At 58.6% G+C, this 26,049-nt stretch carries 15 protein-coding genes and 1 pseudogene; 10 read left to right on the top strand and 6 right to left on the bottom strand.

Translation table 11 applies throughout. The features are described from left to right. The first annotated feature begins 5 nt into the window (after window positions 1-5). The 10 genes and pseudogenes from NKI39_RS09135 to NKI39_RS09090 all read left to right on the top strand — a co-directional run bounded on the left by NKI39_RS09135 (window position 6) and on the right by NKI39_RS09090 (window position 16,154). Window positions 6-2,825: a DEAD/DEAH box helicase gene (locus NKI39_RS09135; RefSeq protein WP_352831509.1), complete on the top strand. Its 2,820-nt coding sequence runs from the start codon at window positions 6-8 to the stop codon at window positions 2,823-2,825. Then, a pseudogene (gene pglZ, locus NKI39_RS09130) lies at window positions 2,822-4,876 on the top strand (BREX-3 system phosphatase PglZ). Before NKI39_RS09135 ends, pglZ begins: the two are co-directional and overlap by 4 nt. After that, window positions 4,873-5,607 carry a hypothetical protein gene (locus NKI39_RS09125; RefSeq protein ID WP_352831507.1) on the top strand — a complete coding sequence of 245 codons (735 nt, stop codon included), beginning with the start codon at window positions 4,873-4,875 and terminating at the stop codon, window positions 5,605-5,607. Before pglZ ends, NKI39_RS09125 begins: the two are co-directional and overlap by 4 nt. 87 nt (window positions 5,608-5,694) lie before the next feature. Then, window positions 5,695-7,932 (top strand): DUF8426 domain-containing protein, encoded by a 2,238-nt coding sequence (locus NKI39_RS09120; RefSeq protein WP_352831505.1) that lies wholly within the window; start codon window positions 5,695-5,697, stop codon window positions 7,930-7,932. Beyond that, window positions 7,929-9,245 (top strand): McrC family protein, encoded by a 1,317-nt coding sequence (locus tag NKI39_RS09115; RefSeq protein ID WP_352831504.1) that lies wholly within the window; start codon window positions 7,929-7,931, stop codon window positions 9,243-9,245. The genes NKI39_RS09120 and NKI39_RS09115 overlap by 4 nt, the downstream gene beginning before the upstream one ends. Before the next feature lie 1,396 nt (window positions 9,246-10,641). After that, a protein-coding gene (locus NKI39_RS09110) for an IS5 family transposase (protein ID WP_352480276.1) occupies window positions 10,642-11,405 on the top strand; the annotation gives its coding sequence in 2 pieces (ribosomal slippage) (window positions 10,642-10,981 and window positions 10,981-11,405; 765 coding nt in all). Window positions 11,406-11,843: 438 nt separating this feature from the next. Then, window positions 11,844-13,265 carry a hypothetical protein gene (locus NKI39_RS09105; protein WP_352831502.1) on the top strand — a complete coding sequence of 474 codons (1,422 nt, stop codon included), beginning with the start codon at window positions 11,844-11,846 and terminating at the stop codon, window positions 13,263-13,265. 11 nt (window positions 13,266-13,276) lie between these two features. Continuing rightward, a complete protein-coding gene (locus tag NKI39_RS09100; protein WP_352831500.1) occupies window positions 13,277-14,332 on the top strand; it encodes a DUF294 nucleotidyltransferase-like domain-containing protein in 1,056 nt (351 codons plus the stop codon). Next, window positions 14,332-15,090, top strand: a complete 759-nt coding sequence (locus NKI39_RS09095; RefSeq protein WP_352831498.1) for an IolE/MocC family protein — start codon at window positions 14,332-14,334, stop codon at window positions 15,088-15,090. The genes NKI39_RS09100 and NKI39_RS09095 overlap by 1 nt, the downstream gene beginning before the upstream one ends. A gap of 662 nt (window positions 15,091-15,752) precedes the next feature. After that, a complete protein-coding gene (locus NKI39_RS09090; protein ID WP_352831496.1) occupies window positions 15,753-16,154 on the top strand; it encodes a hypothetical protein in 402 nt (133 codons plus the stop codon). 76 nt (window positions 16,155-16,230) lie between these two features. Here the strand turns inward: NKI39_RS09090 and NKI39_RS09085 are convergent, their stop codons facing one another. The 6 genes from NKI39_RS09085 to NKI39_RS09060 all read right to left on the bottom strand — a co-directional run bounded on the left by NKI39_RS09085 (window position 16,231) and on the right by NKI39_RS09060 (window position 26,007). Further along, window positions 16,231-16,953, bottom strand: coding sequence for a hypothetical protein (locus NKI39_RS09085; RefSeq protein ID WP_502898555.1), 723 nt, complete (start codon window positions 16,951-16,953; stop codon window positions 16,231-16,233). 18 nt (window positions 16,954-16,971) lie between these two features. Then, window positions 16,972-17,460 (bottom strand): Panacea domain-containing protein, encoded by a 489-nt coding sequence (locus NKI39_RS09080; protein WP_352831493.1) that lies wholly within the window; start codon window positions 17,458-17,460, stop codon window positions 16,972-16,974. 364 nt (window positions 17,461-17,824) lie between these two features. Continuing rightward, window positions 17,825-22,033 (bottom strand): NACHT domain-containing protein, encoded by a 4,209-nt coding sequence (locus tag NKI39_RS09075; protein ID WP_352831492.1) that lies wholly within the window; start codon window positions 22,031-22,033, stop codon window positions 17,825-17,827. A 1,898-nt stretch (window positions 22,034-23,931) separates the two neighbouring features. Further along, entirely contained in the window at window positions 23,932-25,212 is a 1,281-nt protein-coding gene (locus NKI39_RS09070) for a hypothetical protein (RefSeq protein WP_352831491.1), read from the bottom strand. Next, window positions 25,197-25,523 (bottom strand): hypothetical protein, encoded by a 327-nt coding sequence (locus NKI39_RS09065; RefSeq protein WP_352831489.1) that lies wholly within the window; start codon window positions 25,521-25,523, stop codon window positions 25,197-25,199. Before NKI39_RS09065 ends, NKI39_RS09070 begins: the two co-directional genes overlap by 16 nt. Before the next feature lie 250 nt (window positions 25,524-25,773). Further along, window positions 25,774-26,007 carry a helix-turn-helix transcriptional regulator gene (locus NKI39_RS09060; RefSeq protein ID WP_352831487.1) on the bottom strand — a complete coding sequence of 78 codons (234 nt, stop codon included), beginning with the start codon at window positions 26,005-26,007 and terminating at the stop codon, window positions 25,774-25,776. Window positions 26,008-26,049 lie beyond the last annotated feature (42 nt).

Genomic DNA, 26,049 nt, shown 5'->3' with positions numbered 1-26,049 from the left:
GACGCATGCAGGCGGGCGAGTGGTGGCACAGCATCGACCATGATGAACCCTGCCGCGTCGTCGATAGCGACACGCTGTGGGGACAAGCGACCTGCCTAGTCTGGCTGCCGCGCCGCGGGACGGCCGTCCGGGTGCTGCAGAAGCGTCTTGCTCCACTGAAATCTGGCGAGTCTCATCTCCTCGACCGCCTTTCCTATGTCAGCGCCGCCACACGCATCGCCGACTCTCTGGAGCGGGACGCATTGATCGCCCCGCTGGAAGGCACGGTAATCCCGCTGCCTCACCAGTTGCTTGCTCTGCAGCGCGCCATCTCGGGCGACCGCATCCGCTATCTGCTGGCGGACGAGGTGGGCCTCGGCAAGACGATCGAGGCCGGCCTGATCCTGCGCGAGCTGAAGATTCGCGGGCTCGTGCGGAGAATCCTTGTCGTCGCTCCTGCGGGATTAGTGCTGCAGTGGCAGTCTGAAATGAAGAGCCACTTCAACGAGGACTTCCGGCTTATCCTTCCCGGCAGCCTGAGCGCACTCCGCCAGGCGGGCGCCATCGACGAAAACGAGAACCTTTGGCGCATGCACCAACAGGTCATCTGTCCGCTCGACTCGGTGAAGCCGATCGACTCCCGCCGCGGCTGGAGCCAGGAACAGCTTGCCCGCTACAATCGCGAACGGTTCGAAGACTTGGCTTCGGCCGGATGGGACCTGATCATCATCGACGAGGCACATCGCATTGGCGGCAGTACCGAGCAGGTTGCCCGCTTCAAGCTGGGTGATGCCCTTTCGCAGGCGGCGCCCTACCTGCTGCTGCTTTCGGCAACGCCGCACCAAGGGAAGTCGGACGCCTTTCGAAGGCTGATCGGGTTTCTGGACGCTGACGCGCTTCCCGGCGACGACGCGATTTCGCGCGAAGCCATCGCCCCCTTCGTCATCCGTACCGAGAAACGCCGCGCTATCGACGCCGAAGGGAACCCACTCTTCAAGCCGCGTTTCACTCAGTTGGTGCCGATAAAATGGGGGGCGGCTCACGCGGAACAGCGCGCACTCTATGACGCTGTGACCGAGTACGTTCGCGATGGCTACAACCGCGCGATGAAGGAAAAGCAGACCGCCGTCGGCTTCCTGATGATCCTCATGCAGCGCCTTATCACCTCCAGCACCGCAGCGATCCGCACATCCCTGGAACGAAGACTGGCGGTGCTCGATCTGCCCCAGGGACAGCTTTCGCTGTTCCCCGAGGATGTGGGGGAGGACTGGTTCGCGCTGGATGGTCAGCAACAGCTCGATACCATCCTGAGGGCGCAACTGAAGGGCCTCAAGGACGAGCGCAAGGAAGTCGAACTCCTGTTGTCGGCAGCGCGCCGCTGCGAAGCCAGTGGGCCGGACGTCAAGGCTGAAGCGCTGCTCGAACGCATTCAGCAGCAACAGCGCGAGGAGAATGACCCGACCCTGAAGGTGCTGATCTTCACGGAGTTCGTTCCGACCCAGGTGATGCTTGCGAATTTTCTTGAGCGTCGCGGTTTCACTGTCGTGTCGCTCAATGGCGCGATGGATTTGGAGGAACGGCGGCAAGCGCAGCGCCACTTTGCGACCGACGCACAGATCCTCATCTCCACTGATGCAGGTGGCGAGGGTCTGAACCTTCAATTCTGCCACGTGATCGTGAACTACGACCTTCCGTGGAACCCGATGAAGATCGAGCAGCGGATCGGCCGTGTGGATCGTATTGGGCAGCAGCACATCGTACGGGCGATGAACTTCGCACTCGCGGATACGGTTGAGCTTCGCGTCCGCGAGGTGCTGGAAGAGAAGCTTGCAAGAATTCTTGAGGAGTTTGGCGTCGATAAGCTGGCCGATGTGCTCGATTCCGAGGACGGCGGCGTGCCTTTCGAGGCTCTGTTTGCGCAAGCGATGATTGCGCCCGAGGATGCAGAACAACGAGCCGCCGGTGTCGCGGACGAGATACGCCGGCGAGCGGAGGAAGCCCGAGCCGGATCCAGACTACTCAGCGCAACCCAGCGATTGGACCCCTCCGCGGCGAAGAAGATTGCAAACCATCAGATGCCGTATTGGACCGAGCGGATGACCATCGGCTATCTGCGCAGCCAGGAGTCAGCGGGCGCATTCATCAAGCCTGCCGCCATCGGCCACGACCTTCGCTGGCCGGATGGCGAAACATGCCTCGGGGCCGTGTTCAGCCGTAATGACGCGGATCGGCCAGGCGCCACGCTGATTTCGCTTGAAAACGAGAGGGTCCGGGGACTCACAAATAGCTTGCCCGTCTTCGCGCCTGGCCAGCCCATAGCCAATATCCAGGTCCCCGACGTTTCCGACAAGACAAGCGGGCTCTGGTCATTGTGGCGGATCAGCCTGCACACGGTTGGTGGGCGAGAGCAGCGGTTCCTTGCTCTTTTCCTGGCGGAGGACGGCCGCGTATTTGGGCCGACAGCTCGCACAATCTGGGAACTGTTGATCGACCTGCCCAACGGCCTGAGCCAAGCGGGTGAGGAGATCTCAGGTTCCACTGCGGTAAATGCATTCGATGCCAGCCGCAAGGCTGCCGAAGCGCAGGGTGCCGCGGTGTTTGAGGAACTGGCCGCTACTCATCAGATGAGCATTATGCGTGAGCGCAAAAAGGGCACACACGCATTCTCATCGCGTCGCCGTGCCATCGAGCGGCTCGGGTTACCCCAGGTCCGGGCTCATCGCCTTCGGATTTTGGGGGACGAAGAACAGGCATGGATCCGAGAGCTTGCAGCGCGGGAAGCCGCGCTGCCTGATCTCGCCGCTGTCCTCATGGTTCGCGTGGCGCCGATTGGAGCCAGCGCATGAGCCCCTCGTCGCTCAACGGCACATGGCGCGAGCCCATTCTGGCGCAGTTCAGCCGCGACATCGCCAGTGTCGCGCGTCTGACGGTCGTGGCGGACCCAGACGAGCTGCTGACGGAACAGGGTATCGTTGACGGTATCCGCCAGCGCGGATTCGAAATCGTGCCATTCGAGGACCACGTCGCATTTCGATACGCCTATGAGCGGCGTTTCCGGGAGGTTTGGGACAACGGCAACGACACAAATCTGGTCGTCGTTCTGCGAGCGGCGCGTTCGGACATCAGTAGCCTTCCTTTTGACCTGCTTCAGCAGGCGGAGCGTAACCGGCGGTTGCTTTCATTCAGTCTCGGGGAGCTGTTCCCTTCGCTCGCCCCTCACGTCCTTTCCGAGCTCGATCGGGGCGAGCTCGATGCCGTGTCTGCCGCCCAGCAGCTTTTCAAGCCGGAGCCTATGGGCGAGAACGCGACGCGGGATTTTCTTCTGCGAAACGTGTTTCGACTCGGTCCCGCACAAATTCAAAGCGATACAGACCTCCTCCGCGCCCTTCTGCAGCGCCACTACAGCGGCAAGGTGGTTCCCAAGTCACTGGACGAGCGGTTGATCCATCTACTGCGATCCACCGGGCGATGGGAGGATTGGCCACTCGAACAGATTCTACCTAGCCGCGCGAGCTTTCTGAGGTTCCTGCAAGAGAGATGGCCGATCTTCTTGCAGGATCGTTTGGTCTTGCTAGAGGGTGGACTTCGCGAGAAGCCCGAACCCTACGATCTGCAGTTCACAGGTCCCAAGCATCTCTCCTTCGACCACGACGATGTGCGGGTCTACGTCGATAATCTGTTCACAGAGGGCTTGCTAACTCCGACGAACAGAGTCTCTCGATCGCTCGTCGAGGGAACTTGGATGGCTGTCGGTGTGGCGGGATCCCAGTCCGCCGACGACACATCGCGCTTCCGGAGGCTAATGGAGCTATTGCACTCCAACGGTCCATCGCCGAGCAGCGATCATCACGAGTGGGTTCAGGCAGCGGCTCGGTGGGCCGAGATTGTTGCGTTGCGTTGGTCCCTGCCCGGAGATGTGGCGTCCGAAGACAAGGATCGCTTCGACTCCGCACATAGACTGATCGAGCAGAGTTTTTATGCGTGGATGGACGGGCACTACGCTTCACTGCATAGCCTTTCGTACCTGCCGCGGCCGGTCATGGTTCATCAGATCCCAAAGTACATGGCCCATCGGGTTTCCGCAAAGGGAACCACGGCGAAGTTGGCCGTCGTTGTCATTGACGGTCTGGCGATGGATCAGTGGGCGGTGGTCCGCCAGGAAATGCCGCGTCGGAAATGGATAACAGAAGAATTCGCCGCCTTCGCATGGGTGCCAACTCTGACATCGGTGTCGCGCCAATCGATCTTTGGGGGCGATCCTCCCTTCTTTTTTGGACAAAGTCTCGATACAACGCGGAAGGAAGAGCAGCACTGGTCTCGCTTCTGGGAAGATCGCGGTCTCCGTAGGGGCGACGCCGTGTATGCCTGACAGGGCACCCTGGAAGACGACGACAACTTCATTGCTCGAATTTGCGGGAAGCTCGACGAGCCGCGCTGCAGGATCGCAGGCATCGTGGTCGGAACAATAGATCAGATGTTGCATGGCATTGTCACGGGCACCGATGGCATGCATGCAGGCGTCCGCCACTGGGCCAAGAGGGGCTCGCTTTGGCGCCTTCTTGACGCTCTGGTGGATCGCGGCTTTGAAGTTGTTGTCACGGCTGATCATGGAAACGTGGAAGGCGTCGGCGTGGGAAAGCCTAATGTTGGCGCAACTGCCGACGAGCGGGGCGAAAGGGTGCATGTGTTTTCAAACGCTCTCCTACGATCCAATGTTTCAGCGAAGTATCCGGGTGCTCTCGAATGGCCGAGCATCGGGTTACCCGATGACTATCTCGCATTGATAGCCCCACCGCTGCGCGCCTTCATTGGTGAAGGAAAAAGAACGGTGGCGCATGGCGGAATATGCATCGAGGAAGTCATCGTGCCTTTCATAACGGTGGCGAGATCGGTATGAGCACTGGAAGAAAAACCACGATCGGCTTCGATCGAACGATCCACATCGAATGGCTCGATATTGCCGCGGCGCGGGCCTCCAGAGGCGAGAGTCCCATAGAGATACGGAAGGTCCTGTGGGACTTTCTGGAGGATCTCGTTCCGGGCAATACCAATAACAGTGGCCGTGGAAAGACCCTTACTGTCCTGACCCGTATCTGGCTTACGGTGCCGGACCAGGTCGAGCCGTTGCGAGACCATGCTCTCAAGTCCCTCGCGAAGGCGAGCACCGAAGATCGTCTCGCGATACACTGGGCTATGGTGATTGCTACTCATCCGTTCTTTTTCGATGTGGCCGCCGATCTCGGAAAGCTTCTGGCGCTGCATGGCCAAGGCAATCGATCGCAGGTAAAGCGCCGCATGACGGAGGCGTGGGGAGATCGCTCCACGCTGGAACGCACGATCCAGCATGTGATCAAGTCCATGGCTCAGTGGGGGGTGCTGCATCCCGGCTTGGAAAAGGGATCGCTCGCGGGCGGACGAAAGCCCATCCAGGTCTCAAACGAGATCGCCGGGTTACTTGTGCGTGGTGTCTTGTTGAGCCAAGGACACGGCATTTCAATTGCGCAGTTGGTCAGCCACCCAGCGCTTTTTCCATTCAACATTAAGCTGAACGTCGAAACACTCAGAAATCGCCATGGTCTGAAAATTCAACGCCAAGGCGATCAAAGCGATTTTGTCGAATTGGCCTGACGATCGATGGTCTCAGCATTGTGGGCAAGCCCCTGTAGTAAGCGTTCTTTGACCTGATATGCTGACCGACAAAATTGGGAGGCATCGATGAAGGAAGCCGAGTATCGCAACTGGCTGCATGCCCGACGTTGGCGTGGCAATCCGCTAACGGAGAAAGCCATTAATGTTCGTATCGCGCGGCTTAGGCGCGTTGAGCGCTCGCTGAAAGATCTCGGCTTCGACACCGACAACGTTGATGCGATTTTCGAACGCGGAAATTTTCCGGCGCTTCTCAAGAAGTTGGCCGATGCCATAGGATCATCCGAGAAACCGCCCGAAAAGTTGGTCCCCGAAGCCGAAAATCCCGACGGCCAATTGAACAACCTGCTCGCCGTCACTCGGCTCTACGGAAAGTTCGCCTCGGGCGAAGATCCAAATGCGCACGACCTAGCAGACGCCGACATTGGTGACGAAAGCGATGATGTGGGGACAAACGCCGATACGATTCGGGCAGCAGCGCTGACGTATTACATCGAGCCTGCGCGTAAACGTGGCGACGAGCGGGTTTCAATTCGCGCTGGCGATCTTCACAACAGGCTCGGTTTGGAGCAGGCACACGCCAACGTCTGCCAGGCACTTGGCGGCGCAAAATTTCAACGACTTGCGCAGGTGCCCCCGCCGACCGCGGAAGGGCCGCCCCAAAGCAGCACGACAACTTTTCATTATCAGCTCTCGCAACCACTTTCCACGCATCAAGCCAACGCTGTGCCGGTCGAAACCAATCCGACCAACCTGATTTTTTTCGGCCCGCCTGGGACGGGAAAGACCTATCGCACGACACATGAAGCCGTCCGTCTTTGTGACGGCTCTGCGCCCGCGGATCGCGCCGCGCTGAAGGAGCGTTACCGGGAGCTTGAGCGCCAGCAGCGGATCGGCTTCGTTACCTTTCACCAGAGCTTCTCCTATGAGGATTTCGTCGAAGGGCTTCGGCCCGAAACAAACCCGTCGGCGGGCAGCGCTTCGTCCGGATTCCGCCTTGAAGTCAATAAAGGTGCGTTCTGCAAAATAGCGGCCTTGGCCGATCAGGCGCGAACCGCCGCCGGCGGATCGCAACAGGCCGGCGGATACGACCTTGCGGACCGCCGATTCTGGAAGATGGGACTCGGCACCATCGGCGCTGAAGACCACATCTATGAACAAGCGATTGCCGGCGACTACATCGTACTGGGCTGGGGGGGCGACGTCGACTGGAGCGATGCCGCATACAACGACCTGGCCGCCGTGCGTGCGAAGTGGGCCGAGGTGGCGCCCGCCGATAGCAAGCCGAGCAATATTTCCCAGCTCTGGCCATTCCGCACCGAGATGAAGAAAGGGGACATCATCATCGTTCCTTATGGAAACAGTGCGTTTCGGGCCGTCGGCGAGGTCATCGGCGACTACAGCTACGAGCCGAGCGATGAGGGAGGTTATAACCACCGCCGAGCGGTCAATTGGCTGCTGATACTCGATAAGCCGCTTCCACTAGACAGCATCATCGAGGGCACATTTACGATGCGGACCCTATATCCGATCAACCGACGGCGGATAAAGATCGAGGCGCTCTCACGCCTGCTCGGAGGCGACGGAAATGCGATCAGCCGCAGCCAAGCACCGCAGCCATTCGTGCTCATCATCGACGAGATCAACCGCGCCAACATCTCGAAAGTGTTTGGCGAGCTGATTACGCTGCTCGAGCCCGACAAGCGGCTCGGGATGGAGAACGAGATCACCGTTAAGCTGCCCTATTCGGGCGACCCGTTTGGTGTCCCACTCAATCTTCACATTGTCGCCACCATGAACACGGCCGACAGGTCGATCGCGCTCCTCGACACGGCGCTGCGTCGCCGCTTCACATTCCGGGAGCTGATGCCGGATCCCGTTCTGCTGGCGGAGGCTGCCCGGAAGACGCAGGTTGACCTGGTGGCGGTTCTTACTGTGATCAATGCTCGGATCGAATATCTGTTCGACCGCGAGCATCAGATCGGTCATGCGTTTTTCATGGGCTGCCAGACCCGCGACGACGTAGACGACGTCATGCGCGATCGCGTGCTGCCACTGTTGCAGGAGTATTTCTTCGAGGATTGGTCGCGCCTCGCTATGGTCCTTGGCGAGTACGAGGGCGTCAAGGATGGCGCCTTCCTGCGCTGTGAGAAGATCGCGCCGCCGCCGGGCTTCAACGGCGACGATCGCTGGCGCTGGTCGGTACGCGGCAAATTCGCGCCCGACGCCTATCAGCGTCTTATCGGCCGCGTCCAGCCTGCAAACGACAGGTTGGCCGATCCTGAGGAAAGTTCGGCCGCGGAATGACGCACCTGTCGGTGCTCGAGTGGGACCGGGTCGCGGTTGGGGACGGTGGTCTTACCCGGTGTGAGGCCGATCAACTGCTTGCCTCGGCACGGGTGCATTCTCTTGGCGGTGTCGATGGGGCGCAGATCCTTACCGATCATCATCGTTGGCTGCGCAGCCAGCAGATGGTGGGTGTCATTGCCGGCGATGACTGCAGCCTGGAGATCCTGCCCAAAATTGATCAACTCGGAGATGCCCAATCCTTGCAAGGCAAGGCGAGGCTCCGACATCGGCTGGTTCAGATGCTCGACGTGGCGCTTGGGCTGGAAATCGGCCTAGGGCGTGAGACGGCGCTAGCGAGGCAGGATGAAACGCTGCTCGACATCCTGATCCGCTCTTTCGCTGATCGGCTGACCAACGAGGTGCGACGGGGACTGCCGCGCCAGTACCTCAACCATGAGGACGAATTGCCCGTGCTGCGTGGACGGCTCGATATCGCCCGACAGTTTACGGCGCTGGCAGCGCGGGCCGACAGGCTGTCGTGCCGGTTCGATGTCCTGTCCGCGGACACGCCGCTGCTGCAGATCATGAAAACCTGCGTTGTCGTGCTGTCACGCTACGCGCGGCGGGAGGAGACAAGCCGTCGTCTGTCAGAGCTGCGGCTGGCTCTGGTCGACGTTTCGGATGTGCGCCCGCGAGAATTGCCGTGGGACGCTGTCGCCATCAACCGATCGAACTTAAGATGGCGCTCATTGCTCAATCTGGCAGAGCTTTTGCTGCGCCGAAACTGGCAGGCGACGCACAGAGGCTCCAGTGCCGACGCGCGGACGGGTTTGACATTGCTGTTTCCGATGAACGGTCTTTTCGAAGCTTACGTGTCGGCGCTCTTGCGCGCCGCTTTAGCGCCGCTTAGCTACGAGGTGGTGTCCCAGGGTGGATTCCGCCACTGCGTGCTTGAGCTTGCCGCAGATGGGGCGCCGGCCAGGCCCCTGTTTCGAACCAAGCCGGACTGCCTGGTCCGCAAGGATGGGCAGACCGTTCTGGTGCTCGACACAAAATGGAAGCGCCTCTCGACGCGCGAGCAGGACGCCAAACGCGGTGTTTCGCAATCGGATGTCTACCAGATGATGGCTTATGCGCGGCTCTACGGTTGCACGCGTCTAATGCTGCTGTACCCATTTCATCCCGATCTCGAGCGGCGTGGCAGTCTGGCAAGGCATCGCATTAACGTTGACGGTGCCGACGAACGCCTCGACATCGCGTCTATCGACATAGCGGCGGAGAAAGTCGACACGGTAGCGGCGCTAAAGGAACTGGTGCTGTCGATAGCTTGAGGGCGGACGTAGATGTGACCTGGCCGGAACCGCGCAATGGGAACCGCCGGCCGCGCCCTCGGCCAACGCTTGCTGCGTGCAGGGGCTCGTGAAGTGGCGCCAGACCTTCTGGATCCGTCCCATGAGAGGCCTAGTCTCGCGGCTCAGGACCGCTGAACGGTTGGCCCTAACCTCCGATAGATGCAGCCGCCTCTATTTTCTTTTCACAATGACGCGGCCCAAGGCTGACAAGCGTGCCGCGAGATCGGCAGGCGTGGCCGGTGGCTGCGGGCTGCTGTCCTCGTAGGCGGTACGGGTGTGGGGCTGCGCAGCATCCGTTCCCGCAGCCGTAAACCATCGGATGCTGGTTTGCTAAAAGAACACGGCGGCTCCGCATACCGGACAGCGCGAGTTGGGATTCACGTAGCAGGCGCTATAGGACCGCACCACATTGCGCTCGAGCAGGGCGACCGCGTCTCGGCGGCGTAGGTAGGTAACCACCTGCGAGCGGTCGATGCGCCGCCGCCCGTAATTCACGCACCACCCGCATGTGCAGTTGGGAGGATGATTGTTCCCAGTCACCGAAAGCCTGATCGCCGCAAGTTCTGTACACTTATACCAAAGCTGTCCATGGACCGCGGCGTCGAAAAACGGATCTGGCCGGGGCTGTCGGGTGGCCGTATTGCCGAACCAAACCATGGTATCTGCTCATGGTCCGTGTGGGAGGCGGAATGCCTGACATGCGGCACATTGCGGACGTTCGCATCGGTCGACGCGAGAAATCCATTATCTAAAAATCGACCGTGTTGCGAAGGCCGAGATGCGTCGCCTAATTCGTTCGTGCCATGAACTGTCGAGGAGCTACCTTCTAATTTGGGCCGGAAAGGGTCAGTCAGCTTTCGGGAATTTGCACCGATAAGCTGTCGCACCTCATTCACGTCTTTGCAGGATCCCCGCGCCATAACGAGTTGGCGGTTTCGGCCGCCGAGGGGATCAACGCCATCACTGCGGCTAGTTCGGTCCTCCAGACGAGGAACGGCATAGTGCTTGGCAAGATGGAAGCGGTGCATGCCTCCTGCAATGTGAACTTGGCCTTGGAACTCGCCGAGCAAAGGCGGTGTGACACCGCGGCCATGCAGCCATCTGTAAGCAATCCCACAGCTCTTGCTCTTATACTGTTGGCGCCACGGATCCCGGTCCCTACTGGAGGCGTATGTAAGCCTGCCGGCGACGTCAGCGACATCGGCGTCGATGAGGACGAAATCCGCCCATGCGTGGTCGCCGGGAACATCACCATCGAATGCAAGATATACGCTTGCAGGATCGTAGTCCCATCCGCAGTCAGGCTAGGGTCAGGACCCATTAATTTGTTGAATTGATCTCTGTTGGGTGATTCAAGGTGGCAGGAGGTGCCGCCTTGAGTGATTTGCTGATGTTGACGCCGGAGCAGATGCGCCGGATCGAGCCCTATTTTCCTTTGTCGCATGGTGTGCCGCGTGTAGATGACCGCCGGGTGCTGAGCGGCATCCTGTTCGTGATCCGCAATGGTCTTCGCTGGCGAGATGTCCCTTCCGACTACGGTCCGCACAAGACCATCTACAACCGCTTCATCCGCTGGAGTCGGCTGGGTGTGTTCAACCGCATCCTGGCGGAACTGGCCGCGCAGGGCGGCGAAACGGACAATCTGATGATTGATGCCACCCATCTCAAAGCGCATCGCACTGCCGCCAGCCTCCTTAAAAAGGGGCTCTATCCCGATGTATCGGACGCAGCCGAGGCGGACTGACCACCAAGCTGCAAGTGGTCTGTGACGGCAAGGGACGTCCGCGGCTGCTGCATCTGAGCGAAGGGCAGGCCAATGATCACAAGACTGCTGCGGCAGTGATCGAGGATTTGCCCGCCGCCAAATCCCTGCTCGCCGATCGGGCCTACAGTTCAACGGCCTTCCGCCAGGCGCTCGTCGAGCGCGGTATCACGCCATGCATCCCACCCCATGCCAAGCATCGTGTTCAGCACAGCTACGATCCTGTCCTATACCGACAACGCCACAGGATCGAGAACATGTTCGCACGCCTCAAAGACTGGCGACGCATCCACACCAGATACGACCGATGTGCTCACACCTTCCTGTCGGCGATCGCCTTCGCTGCAGCCTTCATCTTCTGGATCAATGAGTCCTGACCCTAGCTGGGATGTTCTTTCTTCCTCTGCACCAGATGTCGACCTTGCGTTCCTCCTGCGCGCGGGCAACCTCGAAGGCTTCGTTCAGTTTTTCTTCCGCGACAGCCATGGCGGTTATGACGTTCAGGCCAAGGGCCCACAGGCGATCTCGTCCACATTCGTCACGCAATCTCCTCTGTCAGTAGGCATCCGTCCGCGTTATTTGACGCGCAACGGAACGCCTGTATGTCCAACTTCCTCAGGTCTGGCACACAGGCATCGCGGACCGATTTCCGGTTCTTGTCACCCCACTCGTGAGGTAGAGCCGCCTTTGCATAATGTTCCCTCACCATGTAGTTCGTGGAAAATTGGACGCGACTCAAGTCCTTTCGGCTCAGTAGGTTCGTCAGATATCCCGGCAGTGCGATATCGGTCGTGTTTGAATTGAGACCATTCGCTATGCAACTGACACGTCTTGAGCTCTATAAAAGGGTCTGCGACAGGCCGCTTAGTAAAATCGCCCCGGAACTCGGAATTTCCGGCACGGCGCTGGCCGCCATCTGCAAACGATATCAGGTACCGTACCCCGGATCGGGGTACTGGACCCGCATGTCTCTCGGACTCCCGGCGGAGCTACCAGCGCTGCCAGAGCCATCTGATGAGACCATTGAGATCACGCCGTCGGCCCCGAAACCAAGACCAAAAAGAACGCCGCAAGAAGGCTCCGCGCGAAAGACCAGGCGCGCAGCGAAACCCAATCGTCCGGCCCATCATCCGCTATTGTTCGGTGTCGAAGAACATTTGCGAAAAACGCGGGATGTGAAAGACAGTGAGTTCCTGAGACCTTACAAGCGGATCCTACCAGATCTGATTTCATCAGAAACTGCGCTGCTGCGCGCCCTCTCGATCGCCAATGACCTCTATCTCGCGCTGGACAAACATGGATACCACGTACAGATCGCTCAGGTCGCCGATGGCCTTCATCGCACCCACGTCAAGGAACAGGAGGTGGAGCGAAAGGATCGCAAATACGGGCGCTATCACTCAGGAAGCATCTGGGCTCCAGATCGACCGACTGTCTTCTACATCGATACAGTGCCAATAGGGCTCGCCGTCACCGAGATGACGGAAAGAGTGACGATGCGTTACCTCAATGGTGATTATCATCGCGAGGACAGCAGATTCATACGGTCAGCCAAGTCTTGGCAACTGACGCACTCGTGGACAACAGAGCAGGACATGCCCTGCGGGCGTTTTCGGGTGGTTGCCTATTCCCCGAAAAAGGGCGTCGATTGGTCTGTCAGTTGGCAGGAGACCGAGCAGGAGGCGCTTGGCACGCTGATCCCAAAAATCGTCGAGACCTTGAAAGCGACCAAGGACAATCTGCAGCGCCTTATGGGCGCCGAGGATGTGGCTGAGGCGAAAAGGAAAAAAGAGCGAGAGGAATGGTGGGAGCGCTATGAAAGACAGGAGGATGCCCGCAAGACAGCTCAAGCTCTTGCTGATAGCCGGCAGCAGCTCTGCGGAAATTATCGAGAGGTGGGGAAAGGCTCTGACGGTAGAGCGCTTTTTCACGGATGCGGAAGAGCGCCTGAAATGCACGAAGGACGAGCGTCGGCAGCGCCTGGAGGAGCGACTGAGGCTCGCGAGGGCAATGATGGAAAGCTTGGATCCGCTGGATTTCATAGAAAGCTGGGTAGCCCCGGAGGAGAGGCATCGTTCAAAGTTCATCTAGACAGTTTCGGTTGCCGGCATCGCGGCGCGCGATGCGTCTTTTGTTATCGAAGACGTACGCTTTCAGGTGGGTCGAAAGCGACCATTTCAAAGACAAACTTCGTGCGACGGGCTACAGTTGACCTTGGCAACGATTCATTCGGGTAAGGCAGATCGCAATGCGGGACTCAGCGCTTGGCAAACTCAGAAATGGCGACGACACTCGCTGGACCAACATCGCCGCCGCCGAATTGAGCTCCGCTGGGAAGCTGCAAGAGTTGGCTAACATGGTCGGAGATTTGCTTCCGACTGACGAAGGCAGTTTCGTCGTGTTCGGGTCGATGGCCCGACGGGAGTTCACAGTCGACAGCGATCTCGACTGGACAATCCTTGTCGATGGGCGCGCAGACTCCCTGCACCTTCAGTTGGTTCACCAACTGCGGAAAAGGCTGGATGAGGCTAAGTTCAAAGTGCCTGGCCCCACAGAAGTCTTTGGGGGCCTGGTCTTCAGCCACGATCTGGTTCACGCGGTCGGCGGGGACGAGGATACAAACAAGAACATGACACGACGGCTCCTCCTCCTGCTGGAGTCGGCCGCAGTGGACACCCCGGGTAGCCACGAAGTGCGCAGCCGGATCGTAAACGCCATCTTGAGCCGCTACGTCGAGGAAGACGCCAGCTTCATCGGGTCTAATACGCGTGCCGACAGGATACCTCGTTTCCTACTAAACGATGTTGTGCGGTTCTGGCGCACTATGGCAGTCGATTACGCCAACAAATATCGTGCCAGGGCTGGTGATAAATGGGCCCTCCGGAACATCAAGCTCCGCATGTCGCGCAAGCTTCTGTTCGTGTCCGGTTTCTTCATGTGCATCTCTTGGGCACTCAGGGGGCAAGTGGGTGAGGATGAATCCTTCGTCACGCAGAACCTAGTTGATCACTTGAAGGATTGGACGGAAAAGACGCCACTTGAGTCTTTGGCGACGGTGGTCTCTCGATATGCGCCGTCTCTCGCTCCCGACATATTCGACAACTACGATGCCTTTCTCGCCCTGCTCAACAACGATGAGAAGCGAAAGGGGCTCGAAAAATTATCTCCGGACGAGGCCTATGAAGATGCTGTATTCCTTGAAGCGCGAAACGTGGCCCTCAAATTTGACGCAGCTCTGACCAAACTCATGTTCGATACCGATGATAGCGTTACGCAGTTGGTTAAAAAGTATGGAGTGTTCTGATGGCTGTAATCGGGTTTTCGACTGGCGCGATCGCGTTGAATGATTTCGCGACCGCTTTGCAGCTGCTGGCTCCTACGCGGGCTAAGGCAGTGGAATTGTCGGCATTGCGCGCAGCCGAACTACCAGCGCTCTTGGCGGCGCTTCCAGTCCGCCTCGTAGAGCTGCGACACCGCTACGAGTACATTAGTTTTCATGCGCCGACGAACTTCGAACAAGAAGACGACCTGGTCGTTCAGCTGAAGATCATTGCGGACATGGGGCTGAACATCGTCGTGCATCCCGATACGATCCACGACTTCTCTGCTTGGAGGTCGCTTGGCGCGCGCCTTTGTATCGAAAACATGGACTCGCGCAAACCAACGGGCCGCACGGCCGACGAACTTCAGCACTACTTCGACCAACTACCAGAAGCGAGATTATGCTTCGACGTCGCACATGCTCGACAGGTCGACTCCTCCATGACGGAGGCGGTTCGTATTCTGCAGCGCTTCGACGACCGCCTGGCTCAGGTGCATATCAGTGAGGTCAACAGCAAGGGACGTCACTTTGCGATGTCGTTCGCCGCCAAGCGCGCTTACGAACCCTTTGCCGCTCGGCTGTCGCGGGTACCAGTGATCATTGAGTCAATGGTCGAGCCGGACGAGATTATGCACGAAATTTCTGAAACGGAGAAGGTGTTGAACTTCGAGCGTCGTCTAGCTGTACATGGCTCCATGACGGCGGGGCGCATGGTCGGCTCCGTTCATCGCCCAGAATAGATTGGGTTAGCTATCTGCGCGTTTTAGCCTTTAGTGGCATGGGCGGTTGCCGTTGCCGTGAAGGTGCGCGAGCAATCGACCGCGGGTTGAACCGCGCTGATCGCCAACATCGCCCCTGCTTCAGCAACCCATTCAGGTGCTTGAACGCGGCCTCGAATCGGTCCTTTGTGTCGCCGGACATCATAACCTCCCTGCTTTAGAATGGTCGTCGAGACCACAATCACGTCAGGGAGCTTGCCTCTCCATCAGAGCAAGCCCGATTATGAATGCTTTCAGGTCCGGCAAAGGTCATCATTACGACCAAGATGCGGCGCGTTGCTGTCCGGCTGCTACTTGACGAGAAGCGGGCCGGGAGCCGACCGACCGCTGTGGGGAGGCATTTGGTTGAAGCGGACGTTTCGCAGAGGCCCCTATCCCCCGACGTGTCCGCCCATTGCGTCACCTCGACGCGAACCTCGGAAACCGGCCACCGGAACGCGATCGGACCAACCGGAACCGCCATAGAGATTGTCGCGACGCTAGATGCCGCGGTATTGCTCGGCCACAACCGATCGCAGGTGGTTGGCCATGCTTCCTGTCGCCTATGCCTGGTGGGCGGTGGACTGGGGGCTTGTGGGGCCTGAACGATGGTGCTTACGTCGCGATGACGGTGGGAGAGACACATGCCGAAGAAATACACGCACACTGCGGCCTTTGCGCATTTCGGTACAGCTCCGGTTAACGTGCAGTGGAGTTGGTCGGCTCGAAATGAGGGGACCAAGACCGTTGCCGTTACCCTTTGGCAGGATGAGTTCAAAAAATCGCCAGGCGGTCGCCTTGTTTATGAGCGCGGACCTATTTGGGCTGACAGCAAAACCAGTCGTGGCCACTACGAGTTGATGGAAAACCTCAGGTGGGCGCTCGATCACTGCGACGGGTGGGTAAAGGTGATCATCGCTGTCGCGAAGGACAAGAATGCCAAACCGAGATCAATTAAGGAATGCGCGCCGACAAAGATGCAGGTGAAGGTCATGCAACTAGACGAAGGCAGTGGCGAGTTCTCACTGGAAGCTTTCGGCCTCTAGCAGCATGCCATGACTGGTTACTCTCAGGGGTGAGCGGTGCAACCGTTAAGCGACGAGGCTGTTTGCTATAAATGATTCAGGCGGGCTCTGGCTCATCTCCGAGATCGAGCAGCAGGTCGTGGACACTTTGAATTTCAGGCGTCAAGTCGTCCAGTGAGAGCAGGTCAGAGCGTTCGAGACGTATTATTCGAGGATCACGGACCCTCGGCAATCGCTCCCGACGACTGGTGGGAGTTTCAAAGTCGCAGCTTAAATCAGCAAATTCGATAACAGCGCCCTCACGGTCACCGGTCGCATAGGCGTGATGGATGAGCGATAGTAGAATTGTTATTGTGCGATCTTCGAACCGAGTTCTTCTAGGCGAAGGGAACTGAAATATGAGCTCGCCATCTCTGACAAGTTCGCACTCCAAACCAATGGCCGCTGTTCTTTTCAGCCCCAAAGGCAGATTCTTTGCAGGATGGTCATAAGCCGCATATCCTTTTGAGCGGACCATATCGAAGAGGTGCAAAGCAGCATCGATATTGATCGCCTCGTCTACGCCCTTACAGGCCGTCTTTATATGACGCTCCAGATCGGATCGTCCGACAGGTGGGGAAGGGTCCAAGCCTCTTCTAACACCATAGATCGTGGGTATAGCCGCACGAAAATACCTGTAGCTGGGAAACTTTCCGCCCTTCACTGCACGACGAAGGTATTCTCTCAGCCAATCTTTCCGAGCGCTCGGGGGCACTGTCACCGCTTGCGCAAGGTCGATAAACTGTATTCGATTGAGAAGGCCGATGGCCTTACGCTTCATCTGTCCCAATGAAAGCCCCTACGCGGTCTGCAAACCTTCAAAAAACGACTTAATGAGGTCATCCTTGATTCGCATACCGACGTTAACACGGGTTTTCGCTGATTCGACAGTTCGAGACCATGGTGTTCCAGGCCTATGCGTAAGGTCTACCAGAGCAAAGCTTGGGATTTCGAGGTAATTGTAGAGGTGCCGTTCGATCGTCGAAACCGCGGCATTGTCAGTTAGTCTCGGGAAGGCCGTTGATGTCCGCGCCACCGGATCGAATTTTTGTGCTATTTCGTCAATGGGGTGATCTCCAAACCTCTTATACTCGTCGTACACGATCCGCTGAACTGGTCCGAAATCCCATGCCTCAAACTCTGTTTTGATTAAGGGTTTCCCGTGTTCGACGAGATGGTGCCCGTGCAAAAAATACAGTATTTTCTGCACGTCAATCTGTGTCAGTTGGAGATTCTCTTCCCATGCTCGAATGAGAACCTCATTCGCGATAATTCGGGCATCAAACATATTTCTCGTCCATTTGCAGCTTACCTATAATGGTGAATAGCGAGTTAAGGTGGATTTAACATTTCTAGGCCGGCATTCCTAGTTTCGCCCCTTCGGCTAGAAACTTCGCTGACGTCAAGGCGGCGCTGCCGGCCGGCGACTACGCGGTCGTCTCGGAGAAGTCGGACAACAGCTCGAAGGAGGGCACGGTGACGGTCAAGGCCGGCGAGCGAGCCGAACTGACGATCCAGTAGGGACGCAATTCGACGCCAGTGTGGATTGCTCGCGACGGAAACGCGCACGGCCTTGAAGGCGAGGTATCGAGGCGATCGACTCCGCGCCTGACAACCCGCCGCGACAGCGCAACAGGTCAAAGTTGTTCGGATCAGCCGCCGTCTTCGGCGTCGGGATCGGGCACTAAGATCGGCCACGGCTTGCCGGACGCCAGATCAGGATGGCGCGGCTCGTCTTCGGGTGCACCGTTTTCATCGCGAATGCGTTCGATTTCACGGAGCACGCGCGCGGCGGAATCATGAGGCCCGCCATCCGTCGTCATCGCCAAGAGCTTCCGCCGTAGCTCAGTTGCTGCAATAGGACGCACATCGAATGCGCCGCGCCAGTGTTCAGAGGGAACGTGCTTGGTGAGAGCTCCCTGAAGGGTTTGCCATGAGATGAACGGGCGTTGAAACCTGTTTTCCAGCTCCACGAGCAACAGCAAACCGTCAGGGTCATTACCCTCAGCCACGGCGTTCGCTAGCAGCGCGGCCTTTGGCGAATTGCCGTCTTTCAAAAGGCCGTATGCGTAGTCGCGCAGTTCTGAATGGGTCCTCAGCAACCCAGCGATTTCCTGCGACGTGTCCCGGCTATCGCGCCGGCCGATTTTGCCCTCAATGATCAGATCGAGATAGCGGCGCGCCGATGTGGTCGTGCCTCTACGCCTCACAGCATCACGCCATGCGTGATTAGTGTAGAAGGCGCCATCATTCTCAGCGAGCTTGAAAAGTGCTCCCTCGATCTGCGGCGTCTGCACCCACTCGGTGGCGCGGATCATCTCTTCGATGAAGGGCGGCTCGCGCTGCCGGGGCGGCAATGCCACAATCGTGCCAGCCAGCTGCGCTGGAAGGTCGGTAAATGGCAGCAGAAGGAGCCACGCCTTCAACTGCCAACCTTCATCCAGAATCCAAGTGTGCTTCTTGGCATCTTCCAAGACGTCAGCGATTCCGTCTTGCACGACGCCGAAAGGTATCGTTTCGCCAGAGAGGGTCAAATTCAGCACCAGCTTCGCACGCGCCGCTTGCGGCGCGATCGACAAGAGCGCGTTTATCGTGTCAGCACGCTCGCCGTGCGGCAGGCGCACGGCCTGAATCGCCAGCGTAACCGCGTGCTTGTTCTGCGCCTCGGTTGCACCCTTGGCGATTAGCGGCGCAATCACCTCGAATATGGCCTCGGCTTCGTTGCAGGTCAGCGTGGTGTAACGGGCGCGCAACGTGCGCATTTCTTCCACGCGGGAAAAGTCCACGCTTCCACCGCCATCGTCCTTGGGTTCGTTCGCGAGAATCCATTGCACCTTGAGCACGAGCGCGGCGGTCTCGCCGAAATGCTCGTCGGGCAAATAGCTGACCATTAGCGCCGTCGTCTCTGGCGCGTTGATCGCCGTGAACGCTTGCTGATACCTGTTCACATAGCTCATGCGCGCTTGGTTCGTCGCCTTGCCTTGCCAGCGTTCGGCTTCAGCCTGCTCGCGGAAGTCGCGGTAGCGGCGCAGTTCGTCGTCGAGCAGCCGCTTGAGCATCGGGAGCAGCGCGACTGATGGGAAATGGCCGATGAGGTCGGCCATCGTGGACAGTTGGCCCCGAGTGGTGTTATCGCCGCTCGCGATCAGCCGCTCGCCCCATTGCTCAACCAACTGCACCACAGCTGCCTCCGCTTCCGTCGGAAACGGGCGCCCTCTCTCGCCTTCCTCATCACGGCGGCACAGCAGTACGGCAAGTTCACGGATTTCTTCATTGCTGGTTGTCGCTGCGCGCTCCTGGACGGCGGCGATAAGGCTCGCGCCGGGCGCGTGCGAGATGCGATCCCGAAGGCCGGAGTGACGGTCGCTCAAGCCTTTCTCGTATTTGCCAAGCTGCCTGATCTCAGCGAGCACGGAGAGATTGGAGTCGATCAGTTTACCGACGTTGACAGGACCGAGGACGGACGCGGCGCCCTCGGCGCGGCGATCAATACGCTCTTGTGAGGATAGCACCATATCAACAAGGGCGTCGTCTTCGACCACGATCCCGGACGCGGCCAAGATGTCGTCCGCGCCGTAGAAAAGCTCGCGCCCCTCGCGCAGGCGCTTGAGCAATCCCAACGCGACAGCTTGCTCATATTGCTCGCGGGCCTCGTAGATCAGCCCGACATCGGCCTCTCGCTTGCGTTCAATTTCGATGGTCGCGACGAGCGCGGTCAGCTCCGCGCTATGGTCTTTGCCATCGCGCGCGTACACGATCGAGTGCAACCGCTCATAATTGGAAACTTCATTTTGGGCACGCGCACGCGCCGCCGCGAGCCGGTCCTGTACAGCCTTGTCGTCAATCTCTCCGAGATGGCCCCTTCGGTAAACGAGGTCGAAGGTGTCGTCTCCGGCCGTGCTCAACACTTCCGCAACATGGCGATCCGCGCGACGGAAGGACATTCCGCTGATGGCTTCGGCTTTCAGTTCGGCGTCAGGATCGCTCTTCGCGATTTGTGCCGCAAGTTCGAGCCCGTCCATCCCGCTTCTATAGGCGATCTCGGAAACAACCGTTGTCCGAATCTTCAGAGGCAGGGCGAGGATGTCTTTCATCGCATTCGGTCCGAGCACCGAAGGGCGGAACCGGCGCGCTCCGCGTAAGGCTGAAAGGACTTTCTGGTCGTTTTCGTTCGAGATTAGCGGCCACACCAGATCGCGAAATTCGGAGCGGCCCGACGTGACCATGAATCGCACGGCACGATCGATTTTTCCAGGGGTGTGCCACCGCCGCACCCATTTCTGAATTTCCTCGGAAATCTGCGCCCACACTGCGTCGGTCGAGCGGAAAATCATATCCGCTGCCAAGATCGGATCGACGTCGAAGGCGGCGAGGATCGCGACGCCGCATGCCTTCTGCTGTTGCTCGTCGCCGCGCGCCATGCGCTCCACGGCGAAAAGGATCGATTCTTCCCACGGCGTCGAGTTCAGAGTGTGGGCTTTCAGGTTTTGAAGCGCTTTCGCATCGACCACGCTTTCCAGCATCGCGCGCTCGACATCCCTTGACGCGTACCATTCCTGAAACTGCTGGTGCTGGAAGCGATAGCGAACAGGTTCGCCCGTCCGCACCAGTAAATGGTGGCTCACAAGCGCATCAAGCACGTCGCTCGGCTGCGGCTTGATCGTGAGCTGACCGTCGGCGACCAAAAACTCATCCGTCTGCGAAATCGAACGTCGTGCGTTGGTGTCCGTGATCGATGTGTTGGCAGCGCGCGTCGCGGTGACAGCCAAGTCGCTCAAAAACACGCCTTGGAGGCCATGCGTAACTGCCTTCAGCGGCTCCGTATGCTGGGCTTGCCGCTCATGGGCCTCAATGAAGCGGCGCAGTACTTCTTCCTTGGTTCTCGGGAACGGCTGCCCGTCCGGTAGCGAGAGCAGCGCTGTCAGGTAGAGCGGCGTAGTAATGAGTTCGCGCACGCCAGGGGTTCGCCACGCCTCATCGACAAGACGAACGCCGTGGTCGCCCTTGATCTCGCGCGCAATGTCCACCTGCTGCTGTTCGCTGAGTTCAAGGACAGTCAGCAGTTGGCCGTCAAACGGCACGTCAGAGATTTCGGGACGAGTTGTGGCGACGAAGGTCGCTGCAGGCAATTCCGCGCGAAGACTCTGTATTTCGGTGCGAGCTCTGCGACGCGCCTCATTCCCAAGCTCATTCCAGCTATCGAACATGAATACGACGCCCGGCTGCTCGGCAACGGTGCGAAGGTCGGTCTCCGTGAACCCGCTAAACGCGGGCCTACGCAGGATCGCCTCAATGAGTGTAAGAGTTCCGGTCGACCAGTCCGAAAGGGAGACCACAAGGGGCGTGCCGCTCTCGGCGCTGACAGAGGCTTCCGCCAACTGAAACAGCGCCGATGTCTTACCTGTGCCCGGAGCCGCAACGATAACCAGATCGTCCATAGCGCCCAGCGTTTGACCGAGTGCGCTCGCAAGAACAGGCTCCGGTTGGCCTTTCACTTCGAGCATTAGGCTGACGTTCGTCGGCGGCCATTTGTGCGAGCGCTTGAAAATTTCAAGGTCGGCCGTCGCCGCCTTCTGCAGACGCGAACCAATTTCTCCAACGGTCGGCAGCATGGTGGGGCGGAAGGGGACTTTGTGGACAATGCTACGCCACATGTCCTCAGCGTGCTTGCGCTTCCAGCCGTGCAAAAGAGTCTCAGAGAATTCGGGATCATCCGAATCGATGGCTTTGGCGCAGTCCTGGCAGAGCCAAATGCCGTTCTCATGCGATTTCCGCTGTTCGGTCGTCATGTCATCGCGATAGCGACGCGCGCCGGTTCCGGACGCGGCGGCGCAGATATGAGCGGCGACCCCAATGTCCACGTCTTTCGCGCCATCACTCGTCGGCGCTGACGTTAAGTGCCTGCAACTAGGATTGCTGCAATGATACCGCGCTTGCCTCGCAAGCCGGCTCCTTGTCGCGTGAGAGAAGTCGTCTCTGTTGCCGTTCTTCGCCATCTGTCACGCTGCACTTGGATTTCTCCGACCCGGAATCCATAACAGATTGCACGAAGACCTCTAACGGCCACTTGCCGCGCTTCACTCTTGAGTGCGCGCTTTATTCGACGTTGAGGCGCATGCAACATCCGGAAGCCACCGGCCCGCTTTGCCTGGACGAACGACCGCTTCTGCAATTCCGCGCAAGCTCAGTGAGCGGCCGACATGCGGCGCAAAGCTGCCATTCAATCACGGCACCATCAGCAAAGCGATCACCGTATCCATCTGGCGAGAACCGCGGCCGCACTGCTCCGGTCATCCTTGGGGGTCGTGCCAGGAGACATCTAGCCGATCATCGCCTGCGGTGCGAAAGTCGGCTCTTCTGATGATGGTTCAGACAGCCGATGAGGACAGACCAAAGCGCCTGCCTCCTTGTGTCGGAAATAACCGATAACGTGAATCCGTTATAACGCTAAAAAAATGGGCACCGGTCGGTCCCGCAGCAACAAAATCATTCTTTAAGGCAGTGTAGCCAGTGGAGTTTACGTCTCTTTGGCATCATTCGATTCATCTTTCCCGAGTGTTATCGGGTTAAACCGACGCATATATACTGGCCGTTGACTTTGTCGGTTATTTCCGATTGAGATGCTATTTGTGCCTGGCTCATCCAGGACAGCATAATGCGATCCGTTGGATAAAACCGACTTTGGTAAGGAGGCTGAGATGGTGGCGCATATGCTGCTCGTGTTGGTAGGAGGTTGTTTGTTCCTATTGATCCTGCCTCACATCTGTGACGCAGCAACAGATCTGCTCAATGGTGACGGCGGCCACGCACGCCGATGGGCTGCATTCCACGACGACGGCAGGGCCAGGGGGCTGAGTTACAAACAGCGAGACGACGAGCTGCTGCTGCGTGAGTGTCTTGCCAGCCTTCGCCGAACTGCCAGCGACGGAGTCTCGGCTAATCCCGCCGAATGGTATCACAGCCTGCAGGTAGCAAGGCGCCGAGTGTCTGACGACCTTGCGTCTATGCGCCCTGATCTAGCAGTCCGGTTTGCGCAGGCGGCTGGCGAGCTCAGTTATGGGGACTTGTTATATCCAGCGGAGGCAAGAGCTGTGGATCGACTGGTCGCTGCCGCAGCCAATTCTACCCAGCCCACGCAAGACCAGATTGCCGCGCTCAGGATCGTGCGAGCAGGCTAATAGGACGCCATCTCTGGAGGAAAGAACCGGCCGTCCAAACCGGACATCATCAGAAGGAAAGAACCGTCGCACACGCGAGCATGGCGCGCTCCCGTCATCATTGCAATCTTGATGGTTGGTGGCACGGCGGTAGGGGGTTTTTTCGGAATCCTTCTAGGTGGATTTTTATTCATGGTTGTATGCATCTGGTTGACTATAGGACCAGGCGAGCTCCTTTTGTACGTTGGCGCCGTGGTCGCCGTCTCTATCGTGCTCCTTTTTGCCGTTGCCGCGATCGTTGATTGGCGCACGCGTTCGAAGCTGCCCCCTTACCAGATAGTGCCCGAGACTTGGGGCGTGAGCATGCCAGCACCTTGGCGCGAAGGGGAGGACCACAAGCATCAGCTGCGCCGCGGCGATCCTCTGCGCATGCGGCACGGGCTACGCATTAATCGGATCGACGAGGACCGTCGCTGATTTCAGCTCTGGGCCCGCGGGGAATAACCGGCTTCTGAGGCACATCCCTGAGGCTTAGCCAGTCCGCCTACAAGCTCCTCTATAATGACGCCGGTTTTCCGCCCATCGATTATATCCTTCTCTGTTCAGTGGCCCCAACCGTCGTCTTTTAGGGACTCGGGAGGATCAACTGGGATCATGGTATCCTCCGGTTTCATATGCTGCCAATTAGGATGCGTATCGCGCCATTTGGCCACACGCGGTAGATCGTGTTTGTTCCGCTCCAGATAGACTGTGACGATCGGCTCGATGAATTCAGCATAGCGCTCTCTATAAGGTTCGGGCCTGCGGGCTCGAGGATTGTCACGACCCCATCGGTCGATGATGGCGTCGAACCTACGCCGGATCGTCATCCGGGCTGATAAGGCAAGCTCCTCCAAGGTTCCAGCAACACTAATGGCCATCGACCTGCGGCTTTGGTCAAAATCGGGATTGGTGCTGATGTCAGCCTTGATCTCGGCGAATATCTCCGCGGCACCTGGAGGGACTGTCTTCCGTTCTTCTTCGATCCGACCGCGGTAATCGGCATGCTCTTGACTCGCACGGGCGCGGCGGATTTCCACTGCCTTGCAGAGCGGCTCCCATTTCGGCGAATCCTTTTCAATGCCCAGCTCTTTTGCGAGACCACTGCGAAGGATGTTGAATGCATGCTTCTCTGTTTTTCCAGATTCCATTAGTTCGTCGATTGCGCCTTCCGTGATCGGGCTATCCTCTATTTGTAGAATCTCATTCTCAGAGAGAGCGGGCATGGGTCCTTGTTGTTTTCTTTCAAATGGTCTCCTTTCCAAGGTCTCTTTTCCAAGGTTAGGAGCGCCAACGTCTGTCGGAGCGTTGACTGTTTTTGTCGGAGCGTGGCCCGCATTTGTCGCAGCATGGACCGCATTTGTGGGAGCGTCAGCCTCAACTAGACCCGGAGGAAGGCACAAAGCGATACGGCGCCCGACTACACGAAAGACAGGTCCGAACTTCACAACCACGGCATCGATAGTGCAGAAGCCGGCATCACGCAAATCGGCGAAACATCTCTGGATCGTGCGCTCGCTGCACCCGTAGTGGCTCGCTAACCACTCGTCGGTACGGTGCATGGAAAGCGTCTTCACCATGAACTGATCATCAATGATGCAGGCGGCCTTCAATGCGCGGCCTACCAACGCGCGCTTCGTTCTGGAGAACCAGCGAGCTTTGAGTGCAGTCCTTGACTTTCGATCCTCATCCGCAAACGCAATCGGAACACCGATGATGGCGAGGACTTCCTTTTCCGCGCCTGCGAACTTATCTTTTATCAGTTGTGATTTGTTTTCTGGTGCCCGGCGCCCTGTGTCGGGCATCTCTTTTTTCGGTCGGGCAGCTTTCATAGCCGCGGCCATTTTCGGTCCTTTCGAATTCGATTGATCTCTTTGCGCAGCGTCGCTTCAACCGCGATCTCAGCGCCTTTCAATTCCTCGCCGGCGATGTCATGGAGCCGACGGACCCATTTGCGATAGTCGCGCATGAAGAACCTCACTGCCGCCTCAACATCCCGGACGTTGGGCAGCGCGGCATAGACAGTCGCCTGGTCGCGAACGGCGGCTAGATCGAAACTGTCGCGTCGACCGATGTTGATAACTGGCGCCGGAACGGTACGAGCCGCCGCCGCATTGCTCGCGCGAAGGCACGGCAGGCGAAAGACTTCAGCCATCAGCAGGCTCCGCCGGTGGCGATGTATTCCAGGAACGACCGCCGCGCCCAATGGGAGATTACCTGTCGCACTTCGGGCCGTTTACCCGCCGGGTGCTCGAGCGCGGCTTCGCGGGCGCAGAATTCGATGATGCGCTCTGTCGCCCGGAAACGGTCACTTGACCACGGCGGCGCTGCTAAATCCTCGTGCCAGCAGTAGCCTAAGGCGATGCCCAACTTTGCCGGTATCGGAACACGTTTTCGCCGAGCCATCAGGTCCCCTGCCTTGCCGGACCGGCTCGTTCAGCAGACGCTTTTTCAAGGACGGCGATCAATTCGGAGACACGCCAGCGATTAGTTGCGGGACCGATTTTGAGCGGCTCGGGAAAGCGTCCCGAATTGATGCCGCGCCAGAGCGACGACCGATGGATCGGGGCGTTCTCGCCACCGATCAAGCGGCAGGCTCCCGCTTCGTCGACAAGATCTGTGGAGAAGGATTCATGCATATTGATGCCTCGCGTTTCCAGTTGACGCGAGAAGCATCAAAT

The sequence above is a fragment of the Mesorhizobium sp. M0664 genome (genome assembly GCF_040320565.1).
Lineage (GTDB): Bacteria > Pseudomonadota > Alphaproteobacteria > Rhizobiales > Rhizobiaceae > Mesorhizobium.
This window is presented reverse-complemented; position numbering and strand designations above follow the sequence as displayed.